The organism is Ruegeria sp. BJ3 (genome assembly GCF_056535665.1).
On the sequence record NZ_JBQFIT010000002.1, the window covers coordinates 87,242 to 99,062 of the forward strand.

At 60.5% G+C, this 11,821-nt stretch carries 10 protein-coding genes; 6 read left to right on the top strand and 4 right to left on the bottom strand.

The window, feature by feature from the left end:
* Nucleotides 1–53: 53 nt before the first annotated feature.
* Nucleotides 54–1,682, bottom strand: a complete 1,629-nt coding sequence (locus tag ACR3EL_RS17850) for a peptide ABC transporter substrate-binding protein (RefSeq protein WP_093963729.1) — start codon at nucleotides 1,680–1,682, stop codon at nucleotides 54–56.
* Nucleotides 1,683–2,100: 418 nt separating this feature from the next.
* On the bottom strand, nucleotides 2,101–3,336 hold the full coding sequence (locus ACR3EL_RS17855; protein ID WP_480722496.1) for a lytic murein transglycosylase: 1,236 nt from the start codon (nucleotides 3,334–3,336) through the stop codon (nucleotides 2,101–2,103).
* 139 nt (nucleotides 3,337–3,475) lie between these two features.
* On the opposite strand from ACR3EL_RS17855, the gene ACR3EL_RS17860 reads away from it, so the two are divergent.
* From ACR3EL_RS17860 to ACR3EL_RS17875, 4 genes are read left to right on the top strand one after another with little or no spacing between them, the layout of a single operon-like run.
* A complete protein-coding gene (locus tag ACR3EL_RS17860; RefSeq protein ID WP_367646362.1) occupies nucleotides 3,476–4,438 on the top strand; it encodes a cytochrome ubiquinol oxidase subunit II in 963 nt (320 codons plus the stop codon).
* The gene (locus tag ACR3EL_RS17865; RefSeq protein ID WP_170369384.1) at nucleotides 4,435–6,525 is read left to right on the top strand and encodes a cbb3-type cytochrome c oxidase subunit I; all 2,091 of its coding nucleotides are present in this window, start codon (nucleotides 4,435–4,437) and stop codon (nucleotides 6,523–6,525) included. Before ACR3EL_RS17860 ends, ACR3EL_RS17865 begins: the two co-directional genes overlap by 4 nt.
* A complete protein-coding gene (locus tag ACR3EL_RS17870; protein ID WP_170341891.1) occupies nucleotides 6,522–7,154 on the top strand; it encodes a cytochrome c oxidase subunit 3 in 633 nt (210 codons plus the stop codon). The genes ACR3EL_RS17865 and ACR3EL_RS17870 overlap by 4 nt, the downstream gene beginning before the upstream one ends.
* Entirely contained in the window at nucleotides 7,147–7,473 is a 327-nt protein-coding gene (locus tag ACR3EL_RS17875) for a cytochrome o ubiquinol oxidase subunit IV (RefSeq protein WP_244952445.1), read from the top strand. Before ACR3EL_RS17870 ends, ACR3EL_RS17875 begins: the two co-directional genes overlap by 8 nt.
* Nucleotides 7,474–7,480: 7 nt before the next feature.
* On the opposite strand, the gene ACR3EL_RS17880 is transcribed toward ACR3EL_RS17875, so the two are convergent.
* A complete protein-coding gene (locus tag ACR3EL_RS17880) occupies nucleotides 7,481–7,843 on the bottom strand; it encodes a fluoride efflux transporter FluC (RefSeq protein WP_480722497.1) in 363 nt (120 codons plus the stop codon).
* On the bottom strand, nucleotides 7,840–8,211 hold the full coding sequence (locus ACR3EL_RS17885) for a fluoride efflux transporter FluC (protein WP_254429382.1): 372 nt from the start codon (nucleotides 8,209–8,211) through the stop codon (nucleotides 7,840–7,842). The genes ACR3EL_RS17880 and ACR3EL_RS17885 overlap by 4 nt, the downstream gene beginning before the upstream one ends.
* A 224-nt stretch (nucleotides 8,212–8,435) precedes the next feature.
* Here ACR3EL_RS17885 and ACR3EL_RS17890 point away from each other — a divergent pair, with 224 nt between their 5' ends.
* Both ACR3EL_RS17890 and ACR3EL_RS17895 read left to right on the top strand, forming a co-directional pair.
* Nucleotides 8,436–10,181 (top strand): thiamine pyrophosphate-dependent enzyme, encoded by a 1,746-nt coding sequence (locus tag ACR3EL_RS17890; RefSeq protein ID WP_170341895.1) that lies wholly within the window; start codon nucleotides 8,436–8,438, stop codon nucleotides 10,179–10,181.
* Between the two features lie 24 nt (nucleotides 10,182–10,205).
* Complete coding sequence (locus tag ACR3EL_RS17895) at nucleotides 10,206–11,786, top strand: FMN-binding glutamate synthase family protein (protein WP_480722498.1); 1,581 nt, start codon at nucleotides 10,206–10,208, stop codon at nucleotides 11,784–11,786.
* The last annotated feature ends 35 nt before the right edge of the window (nucleotides 11,787–11,821 follow it).

Below are 11,821 nucleotides of genomic sequence, written 5' to 3' on the forward strand. Positions count from 1 at the left end.
ATTGGCCCTGCCCCAGAGCATGTCCGGGGCAGGGCGCGATCAAAGGATGATGATTACTCGGCGATCTTGTAGAGGTTCTTCGAGTACCAGTTCTGCTCGACGTTGTTCACCGGCCAGTTCCCCACGTCGCTGTCCATCATGTAGACACCGGCATAGTGGTAGATCGGGATCACAGGGGTTTCCTGTGCGATGATCCGCTCAACCTCGGTGTACAACGGGGCCGGATCGTCCGAGGTTTTGGCCTGGGCCAGCAGCTCGTCGACCTTGGCATTGTTGTACTTACCGTCGTTATAGCCGGAATCCGACTGCAGCAGATCCAGGAAGGTCGAGGCTTCGTTGTAATCGCCGCACCATGCGCCGCGGGCCAGCTCGAAGTTCTGGTTGCCGCGCTCTTCCAGGAAGATCTTCCATTCCATGTTGGCCAGTTCCACCTGTGCGCCCAGCTTCTGCTTCCACATCTGGCTGAGAGCCACGGCGACCTTCTTGTGCGCCTCCGAGGTGTTGTAGACCATCGCGAAGCTCAGCGGGTTGTCGGGACCGTATCCGGCCTCGGCCAGCAGTTCCTTGGCCAGCTCGTCGCGCTCGGCCTGGGTCATCGACGCCATTTCGACGACCGGCGGGGTGAACCCAGCGGTTGCTTCGGGCACGAAGGTGTAGGCTTCGGGCTGACCGCCGGCCAGAATGTTCTCGGTGATGATCTTGCGGTCAACCGCCAGCGACAGGGCCTGACGCACGTTCGGGTCTTTGAAGGCCTCGGGGCCGCCGTCGGACAGGTTGAACGTGTAGTAGTAGTTGCACAGGCGCGGGAAGCTGATCGCCTCGTTCGGGTATTCCTTCTTCAGGCGCGGGAACTGGCCTGCGGGAACCTCGGTGCGGTCCAGCTCACCGGCCAGATAACGGGTCAGGGCCACATTCTCATCGTTGATGACCAGGGCCACGACCTTGTCGATGATGGTGTTGTCGTTGTCCCAGTACATCGGGTTGCGCTCGCGCACCGAGCGTTCGTTGGGCAGGTGCTCGGTCAGGACATAGGCGCCGTTCGAGACGATGTTGCCGGGCTTGGTCCATTCATCGCCGAACTGCTCGATGACCTTCTGCGGGGCCGGGAAGGTGGTCGAGTGCGTGGTCATCTGCGGGAAATAGGGCAGCGGCGCGCTCAGTTTCACTTCCAGCGTGTGGTCGTCGATCGCCTTGACGCCCAAGTCGTCGACCGGCTTGTCGCCTGCGATGATCTCGGCGGCGTTCTCGATCGACATCAGCTCCATGAACCAGGCATAGGGCGAGGACAGGGCCGGATCGACGGCACGCTTCCAGGCAAAAACGAAGTCATGTGCGGTGACCGGATCGCCGTTCGACCACTTGGCGTTGTCGCGCAGGGTGAAGGTGTAAACGTCCTTGGTCTCGTTGGTGGTATAGCCGGTGGCCACGCCCGGAACCAGGTTGCCGTCTTCGTCCTGGTTCATCAGACCTTCGAACAGGTCGCGGACAATCTCGGCGCCCGACACGTCCTCGACCACTTGCGGGTCGACCGAGCTGTGCTCATCCAGTACGCGGTAGACGAAGGTCTGGTCGTCGGCCAGCGGCTCGCCGGTGACTGGATGGGTGCCCGCGGCCAGCGCGGCACCGGTGATGAAGGTCGAGCACAGCAGGCCCGCCACCGAGTTTCGAAGGATGGTGTTCATGATCTTCTCCCAATTATTGTGGCGGCGGTCTGCGCATCCATATGGGATGGCGTCCGGCGGCCCTGGTTGCCCGACATCCGCTGGGACCCGGTTCTTTTCGATTTTGGGTTGTGCCAATTCGCAAGGAACACTGCGTCGCAGCTTTCTGGATTGCAGTCGGTGAAGTGGATGCAAGAGCTTCCTCTCGCTGGCCGAGACCGTGCCACTATTTTGGGCAGGGTTAAAGCCTTCCCATGAGTCCGGATCGCCTAAAGGTAGAAAGAAACTTCGTGACGCGTGGTCGCTGAAATTTTGTAACGATGGCGTGTATCGTTGCGATATTTTCGTGCCCAGGCCGCTAGGATTGCAGTCTGTGGCGCGGTCTGTTTCGGCAGAATTTCGCCGCCCGCTTTCGCCCAATCAGGCGAATCGCCAGCGGTCAGGGACGCAACCGCGATTTCATGTCGGCCTCTGGGAAACAGGTGGCGCGCTGGCCTGTTTCTTCCTGCCAGCGGCCGATCGACCGGCGGGTTTTGTATCCCGGAAGCCCGTCGGCACCACCCACGTCGTGCCCCATCGCGATCAACGCCTGCTGCATGGTCGCGATATCCGATCGGTACAGACCGCCCACCTTGCCCCAGCGCCCTTTGAAATCGCCCACGCCATACTGAATGCGATCGCCCACATGGCCTACGAACAAGGCGTAGAGATCGCTCATGTTGTAGTCTTTGAGAACGTAGAAATTGGGCGTTACGACAAAAGCCGGACCGTTCCGGCCAGCCGGCATCATCAGGTAGCCCTCGCCGCGCAGCTCGTGTTCGGGGAAGGGGCGGCCCGAGACGCGTGTGATGCCCATGGCAACCCAGTCGCGGATCGCCCGGCCCTGGTCGGGACCCTCAAGCGCGCAGGACACAGACGCCGGTACAGTCACCTCGAAGCCCCAATCGCGGCCGCGGACCCAACCGTGCCGCGCGAGGTAGTTTCCGATCGATGCAATCGTGTCGTCTGCGGACCCCCAAATGTCGGCCCGGCCGTCTGCATTGCCGTCGGCCGCGTGGTTCAAAAAGCTGGTCGGCATGAATTGCGGCTGGCCCAACGCGCCGGCCCAACTGCTTTTCATCGCGCGGCCATTCACGTGACCGCCCTCGACGATCTGCAGCGCGGCGATCAGTTCGCCGGTAAAATAATCCGCGCGCGTGCTCATGAAACCTTTGGTGGCCAGCACCTGGATCGCGTCATGCCGGATCGGAACCTGCCCATAGCCGCTTTCTCGGCCCCAGACCGCAAGGATGATCCGGGCGGGAACGCCGGTCTGTTCCTCGACCCGGCGCAGCGTTTCCGCATGACGCTTGGCCATACCCCGACCGCCGGTGGCGGCACCCTGAACCGAATTTGCGTTGAAATACCAGCCGGGGGACCCGAACTCGGCTTGCCTTTGCTTTTTGGGTGCCTGTGTAGGAGAGCCCGGCGGAACAAGATCAGGCAGCTCCCAATTCAGGCGAACCCCGTCGGTTGCGCTGTCAAACGTGCGGCGCGATACACCCTGTGCCCGGGCCAACGGCCACACCTGTTGCTGCAACCAGTTCTGAAACTGCCGCTCGACCACAGCTCGGTCCTGCGCGATCGCTGCGCCGGAAAACGCGATCAGTCCAATCAGAAAAAGCAGTAAACGCATGACACAATGACTGACCCGAGCCACTGGTCAAGTCAACTCGACGGTGACGTGGTTCCTGGCCGCCGGGGAAAAACCTTGTGAAATTTGCTGACTCTGCCGATAGTTGCACCAACCTGAGGTTTGATGAGGGCGATCCGGCGTGAGTGGAAACAGGACTATACCTGCGGTACTGACAGCGCTGATCGTGGTCGTATTGTGGTTGGGCACGGCGCAATCGGCTCTGGCCAGCGACAGTTTCATGGATCCTCAAGGTCCTATTGCGGCGGTCCAAAAAAAACACCTGGTGCGCGCAACCGCGTTGATCCTGATCGCGGTCATTCCGGTTTTGGTTTTGGTCCCCTTGATCGCTCTACGCTATCGGCGCGGCGCGCAAAGCCCGGCTGCCTATCGGCCCAAATGGGATTTCTCGCCCATGCTGGAAACCGCGATGTGGGGTGTGCCGGTGGTGATCGTGGCGCTGCTGTCCTTTTATCTTTGGAAAGCAACCCATCGGCTGGACCCTTACGCGGCCCCGTTCGGCGATGAACCGGCCCTGCGCGTGCAGGTGGTGGGGCTGGATTGGAAATGGCTGTTCATCTACCCCGACCTGGGCATCGCGACGGTGGGTGAGTTCGGGGTACCGACAAAACAACAGGTCGCCCTGACACTGACGACGGACACGGTGATGCAGTCGTTCATGGTTCCAGCCCTGGCCGGGCAGATCTATGCGATGCCGGGAATGACGACCCAATTGCATCTCGTGGCTGATGCCCCCGGACAAATGCAGGGCGAAAACACCCAGTACAACGGGCGCGGCTTCACCAAGCAGAAGTTCCAGACGGTCGCGATGCCGCCGCCGGATTTCGACTCATGGGTCGACCGTGTTCGGCAGAACGGTATCGTTCTGGACCCTTCAACCTACCGGACGTTGGCCATGCGGACGGACCGGGACGAAGTTCAGAACGCGCTTGGCACCGCGCAGATGCCGGACAATGCGCTGTATTTCCGTCTGGATGACGGCGACCTGTTCCACAGCATTCTGGGTCGGTATCACAACGGGCAACCTCTGCCACAGGATCAGCAACCGGGAACCGCTCAATACGGGCAGGAGGACAAGCAATGACATCTGCCGAGTCCGGTTTCTTCGGCCGTCTGAACTGGGATGCCTTCCCCATCGCCGGGCTGATCCAGGATCCCAATACGAATGAAATCGTGGCCAATGCCGCGGCGGGCGTCGTGATCGTCGGTGTGGTCGCGGTTCTGGGGCTGCTCACCTGGTTTCGCCTGTGGGGGCCGCTGTGGCGTGACTGGCTGACCAGCGCGGATCACAAGAAGATCGGCATCATGTATATCGTCTTTGCCATCGTCATGCTGGCGCGCGGCGTTCTGGAAGGCGTCGTGATGCGTGCCCAACAGGCGGCCGGGCCGGGCGAGGGGTTCCTCGAGGCCGAACACTTTGCCGAGCTGTTCAGCACCCACGGCACGATCATGATCTTCTTCGTTGCGGTGCCTTTCGTGTTCGGACTGGCGAATTTCCTTGTCCCGCTGATGATCGGCGCGCGCGACGTGGCCTTTCCGGTGATGAACCAGATCAGCCTCGGTCTGACGGTTTCGGCGGGGATGATGCTGATGGTCAGCCTGGTGGTGGGCGAGTTTTCCACCGGCGGCTGGACGGCCTATCCGCCCTATACCGGCGCGGCCTTCAATCCAGGCGTGGGGCCGGACTATTGGATCTGGGCGATCGTGGTGTCGGGCATTGGCACCACCCTGACGGGGATCAACTTTGCCGTCACGATCTACAAGCTGCGCGCGCCGGGGATGAAATTCATGCGGTTGCCGATGTATTGCTGGACGATCATCTGCAGCTCGATCCTGATCGTGTTCGCCATGCCGCCCCTGGGGGTGGCGGCACTGTTGCTGGCCGCCGACCGGTATCTTGATTTCCATTTCTTCACCAATGACCTGGGCGGCAACATGATGAACTATGCCAACCTGTTCTGGCTGTTCGGCCACCCCGAGGTCTATCTTCTGGTTCTGCCGGCCTATGGCATCTATTCCGAAGTCTTCGCGACTTTCTCGGCCAAGCGGCTCTATGGCTACAACTCGCTGGTGATCGCGACCATGTCGATCGCGGTACTGTCGTTCACCGTCTGGCTGCACCATTTCTTCACCATGGGCCAAAGCGCCCTGATCAATGCGGTGTTCGGCATCGCCACGATGCTGATCGCCATACCCACCGGCGTCAAGGTCTATGACTGGATGGCCACCCTGTATCGCGGCCGCATCCGGTTCTCGGTGCCGATGCTTTACGGGCTGGCCTTTCTGATGTTATTCGTGATCGGGGGGCTCAGCGGGGTGATCCTGGCCAACCCAACCGTTGACTATCAGGTGCACAATACGCTGTTCCTGGTCGCGCATTTCCACAACGTGTTGCTGCCAGGTGTCCTGTTCGGATTGCTTGCGGGCTACAACTACTGGTTTCCCAAGGCGTTCGGCTTCCGCCTGGACGAGGCTTGGGGGCGGATATCGGTCGTGCTGTGGACGGTAGGCTTCATGCTGACCTTCCTGCCGCTGTATTTCGTGGGCCTGATGGGTATGCCGCGCCGCTCCTACAGTTGGGAGGACCCGAGCTTTCACCCCTACATGATCACGGCCGTCATCGGCGCGCTGGTCATTCTGGCGGCCTTGCTGTCGGTCGTCGTGCAGCTGTGGGTCAGCATCCGCAACCGCGAACAGAGCCGCGTATCGGTTGGCGACCCTTGGGACGCCCGCACGCTGGAATGGTCGATCCCGGCCCCGCCGCCGCCTTACAATTTCGCGATCATCCCGCATGTCACGGACCGCGACGATTTTGCCGCCGCGAAAGAGCGTGGCGAGGCCTACCCGCACCCCGACCGGTACGAGGACATCACTATGCCACGCAACACCGGTATCGGTTTCGTGCTCTGCGTGCTCAGCGGTGCGTGGATGTTTGCGCTGGTCTGGTGGATCTGGTGGCTGGCGGCGCTGATGACCGTGATGATGATCCTGTCATTCATCCTGTGGACCTTTCAGACCGATACCGAAGAAGTGGTTTCAGCTGAAGACGTGCGCAGGCAGCACGAGGCCTGGCTGGACTTGGTTCGCAACGCGACCCCTGTGAACCGGGATCACGAAGGTGCGCCAGAAAACACCGGGCTTGCCCGACCGGATCTGGAGGCAGCGACATGAAGCCTGCACCAACCCACAGTTACCCAGGTCTGAACCTTGGGCGGCGTCATGCCAGCGCCCACAAGGCGACCGAAGTGGTGACCTTCGGTTTCTGGGTCTTTCTGATGAGCGACCTGGTCTATTTCGGGCTGATGTTCGGCGTCTACATCACCATGATCGACGCGCAGGCCGGTGGTCCTGGCCCGCACGACTTGTTCGATCTCTACAGCATCTTTGCCCAGACCCTGATCCTGCTGACCAGCAGCCTGACTGTTGGACTTGCCATGCTGGCGCTGAAATACAACCTGCCGCGCGGTCGGATCGTCCTGTGGTTCGGGGTTACGCTGCTGCTTGGGCTGAGTTTTCTGGTCCTCGAAATCCGCGATTTCATGTCGATGGCGGAAAAGGGTGGCATCCCGCAGCGCAGCGGTTTCCTGTCCGCCTTCTACGGGTTGGTGCCTCTGCACGGGCTGCATGTGGCGGCGGGCTGTGTGTGGCTGGTCGTTCTGGGCATTCAACTGCGGGTCATGGGGATGACCGACCTCGTGATTTCGCGCGTGGTGCGGCTGGCACTGTTCTGGCACTTCCTTGATCTGATCTGGATCGGCATCATCACCATCGTGTATTTCGGAGGGCTGACCTATGGATAAACGGTCCGAGATGCACAGGCGCGAGCGGCGCCGGTATGTGATCGGCTATGGCGGCTCGCTGTTGCTGACACTCACCGTGTTTGCGATCGCCTACTGGTTCGGCATCGAGACCAAGGGTGTCTACCTTGCAATTGGGCTGTTGGGTTTGGCGCAGCTAATCGTTCAACTGGTCTATTTCCTGCATATCGACCGTCGCCGCAGCAGCCGCGAAGATCTGGATTTGGTCCTGTTCTCGACGCTGGTTCTGCTGATCATCATTCTTGGAACGGTCTGGATCCTGGGCAATCTGGCCATGCGGATGCACATGCCGGGCATGTAGCGTCCGGCTAGCCCATCACCCACAGTCCCAGCCACAGGGCCAGCCAGCACAGTCCGAGGCTGAGCAGCATGTTTCCACCCGCAAGGACAATCGTCCGCTCGCGCTGCAGTTCAAGAGACTGGTAGGCAAAGCTGGAGAATGTCGTGAACCCTCCGCAAAAGCCGAAAACCAGGCGCTTTTCTTCTTCGGCCATCTCCACGGGCCCGCCCAGGTACCCGATCCAAAGCCCCAACAACAGGCTGCCCAATACGTTCACGACCAGTGTTGAGACCGGCAGGTCGTGGGTGATGGCCCGCGCGACCCAGTGGCGAAGGACTGCTCCCAGTCCGCCGCCCAGCCCAAACAACGCATGCAGATACAGATCGGTCATTCGGCCCGCCCTCCTGAGTGGCGGCGGCGTCCAATTGCCTCGCCCAGAATGGCCGCGCCCAAACCGCAGATGACTTCGGCCGCCAACGGCAAGATGACCGACCAGCCGTCGGTTTCGGCGATCCGTTCCAGTTCGGCGGCAAAGGACGAAAACGTCGACAATCCGCCGCAGAAACCAACGGCCCCGAGGTGCAGAACATGGGCATGCACCCGGCCCCGTATGGCGTAGAGCCATCCCAGAATGAAACAGGCCACGACATTGATGCCGAAGGTCGATGTCAGCAACGGCATCCCCGGGATTTCCAGCGCAAACAGTTCGCGCAGGATCGACCCAGCCGCCCCGCCGACAAAGACGGCGGCGTACATCATGGGCTTCCCCGAAACTGCCGCCTGAGTTTTGGCCAAGGACGCTTCTCCGCCTGTGGGGTTTGGATTTGGATAGCGGCTGTGCCGCCCGGGTTCAACCGCCGCAACTAAGCCACCGCAAATCCGCCCGATGCTTGGGGTGGCCGTACAAAGGCTTGCAATCAAAGGGCAACCTGCCCACGATCTATCGGGACAGGCCCGATGGGGTCGGAACCAGAGGGCAGGTCATGACGTCGAATTCCGTATGCAAGGTATTGCTGGATATTCTCTCGGATGCCGGAGGGCGCCAGATCTTTGGCGTGACGGGCGATGCGCTCAACCCCCTGCTCGAAGCCATGCGCGGGGATGGCCGGTTCGAATGGATTGGAGTCAGGCACGAGGAAAACGCAGCCTATGCAGCCTATGCCCAGGCGCATCTGACCGGCGGGATCGGGATTTGTGCCGGAACTGTCGGTCCCGGAGCGCTTCACCTGATCAATGGGCTGTACAATGCCCGGCGCGAGGGTGCAGGGGTCGTGGCGATCACAGGTCAGGTCGCCCATCGGGAACGCGGGACCGGGTACCACCAGGAAGTCAATCTTGAGAAAGTGTTCGAGGATGTCTGCGGCTATCAGGCCGTAATCAATTCGCCGGACCAGATGCCGCGACTGGCTCAGATCGCCGTGCAACGCGCCTTGATCAACCGCGAGGTCGTGCGGATCGAACTGCCCATCGACGTATCCGAACAGCAGGTGCCCAGCTTGCACCAACTGCACCCGATCCTGAAAACGCCATCAACGCTGATTCCGCCCGAATCCGAAATCGACCGTGCGGCCGAGATCATCAACGCGGACAAGAAAGTCGCCCTTTTCGCCGGCGTGGGATGTCGAGAAGCCAGGGAGAAGGTTCTGGCTCTGTCCCAGCGGCTAAATGCGCCGATCACGCATTCCCTCAAGGGCAAGGACATCTTTGACTATGATGATCCCAACGTGGTCGGGATGACTGGGTTGATCGGCAATCCCGGCGGGTATCATGCAGTGCGCGACTGCGATGTTCTGGTGATGCTGGGAACGGACTTCCCATACGAGTGGTTCCTGCCGGAAAAAGCAAAAATCATCCAGATCGATCGCAACGTAGAACATCTGGGACGCCGCGCGCCCATCGCATCGGGATTGCTGGGGGATGTGGGCGCGACGCTGGATCTGCTTTTGCCTAAGTTGGCAGCGAAGGATGACAGGTCGTTTGCCGATCACCAGGTCAAGCTGTGTACGAAATGGCTTGCGCAGCAAGACCGCGACTCCAGCCTCGAGCGCGACACCGAGCCACTCCACCCGCAGCTGTTCGCGCGGCAGGTCTCCGACCAGGCTGCCGATGACGCGATATTTGCAATGGACATCGGCGAATGCACGGTCTGGGTGGCGCGTCATACCCGGATGAAAGGCGGACGGCGCATGGTGGGGTCGTTCAACCATTCGTCACTGGGGTCCGGGTTGCCTTCGGCGTTGGGAGCCGCCGCACTGGATCCGCAGCGCGAGGTTTGGGCCTTTTGCGGGGACGGCGGCTTTGGCATGTCCATGCAGGATTTCGTGACTGCCGGGCGCTACGAGTGGCCCATCAAGGTGCTGGTCTTCAACAACCAGACGCTCGGCTTCGTGAAGATGGAGATGGAGGTGGCGGGCTATCCGCTGAATCCCGCTGCTACTGACCTGGTGAACCCGGACTTTGCGGAATACGCGAGGGTGTGCGGTGGGGATGGTGTCCGTGTGGAACATGCGGCTGACATCCCCGAGGCCGTCGCGCGGGCCAAAGCCAGCCGAAAGCCATTCATCATCGAAGCCATGGTCACGCCCGGCGAGTTGGTCATGCCTCCGCATATCGATACCAAGATGGCCTGGGGCTTCGGCATGTCGAAACTGAAAGAAGGCATCCTGCTGGCCAAGGGTGAACACGCGCAGTGGGACAACTGGGTCAAGGAACTCAAGGCCGACCTCTGACCGATTGGCCCAAGGGAGAGCAAGATGATCGTACGTCGAATCTATTATGTCGTGACCTATGTGGTTCTGCCTTTGACCGTGGTCTGGGGTTTGTACTGGCCGCCGGCATTCTGGCTGCTGATTTTGCTGGTCCCTTACGCGTTGGTCGGGCTGTACGACATGCTGACCACCAAACACAACGTGCTGAACAACTATCCGGTTCTGGGCCATTTCCGGTATATGCTGGAGTTCGTCAGCCCGGAAATCCGCCAGTATTTCGTGGAAACCAACGAAAGCGGGCGGCCCTTCAACAGGATCATTCGCGCGCTGGTGTATTCACGAGCAAAGGGACAGGTCGACACTCAGGCCTTCGGCACCCAGTACGATATCACCGAAGTCGGGTATCACCGGGCCAACCACTCGCTTGCGCCCAAGGATGTTCCGGAAAGCGAAGAGCGTGTGATGCTTGGCGGTCCTCAGTGTGAAAAGCCCTATCTCGCATCGCGGCTGAACGTCTCAGCGATGAGCTTCGGAGCACTCAGCGCCAACGCAATCCGAGCCCTGAACGGTGGGGCCAAGGATGGTGGTTTTGCACACAACACGGGCGAGGGCGGGCTGTCGCCGCACCATCTTGCCGAAGGCGGCGATATCATCTGGCAGATTGGCACCGGATACTTCGGTTGTCGAACGGCGGAGGGCGGCTTTGACAAGGACAAGTTCGCCCAGAATGCCCAGAAGGATGTCGTGAAGGCGATTGAGATCAAGCTGTCCCAAGGCGCGAAACCGTCCCATGGAGGTGTTCTGCCAGCGGCCAAGGTCGACGAAGAAATCGCGCTTATTCGCGGCGTACCGGTGCATCAAGATGTGATTTCGCCGCCAATTCACTCGGCCTTTGACGGGCCAACGGGATTGATGCATTTCGTGCAGCACCTGCGCGAAATGTCCGGGGGCAAACCCGTCGGTTTCAAGCTGTGCATCGGCAACCGGTCCGAGTTCATGGGGATCTGCAAGGCCATGCTGGAAACGGGCATTCTGCCCGATTTCATCACCGTTGACGGGGCCGAGGGAGGGACCGGCGCTGCGCCTGTGGAATTTACCAACCGTTTGGGCGTACCGTTGAACGAAGGGCTGATCTTCGTGAACAACTGCCTGCGCGGAGTAGGCTTGCGGGACAAGATCCGGGTGATCTGTTCAGGCAAAGTGGCAACCGGCTATGACATGATCGAGAAATTCGCGCTTGGGGCCGACATGTGCAATACGGCGCGGGCGATGATGTTCGCCGTGGGCTGTATTCAGGCCCTGCAATGCAATACGAACCGCTGCCCGTCGGGCGTGGCAACACAGGATCCCATTCGTGGCCGCGCGGTCAACGTGCCGCAGAAACGCAAACGGGTTCACCGCTTTCATGACGCCACCCTGGAAAGCTTTCGCGAAATACTGGGTGCCATGGGGAAAGAGCGCGTATCTGACCTTGGCCCATCCGATATCTACCGCCGAATTGCCAACGAGCGCGAGTGCTCATATGCGGAACTTTACACCTTAATCGAGCCAGGTGCCTTGTTGAAAGATACAGTGCCGCAGGAATTTGCGGCGGATTGGCAGAAGGCGTCGGCCAGCCATTTCTAGTTTTTTCTCGAATGGTCCAAGGATCCGCTCCTGTC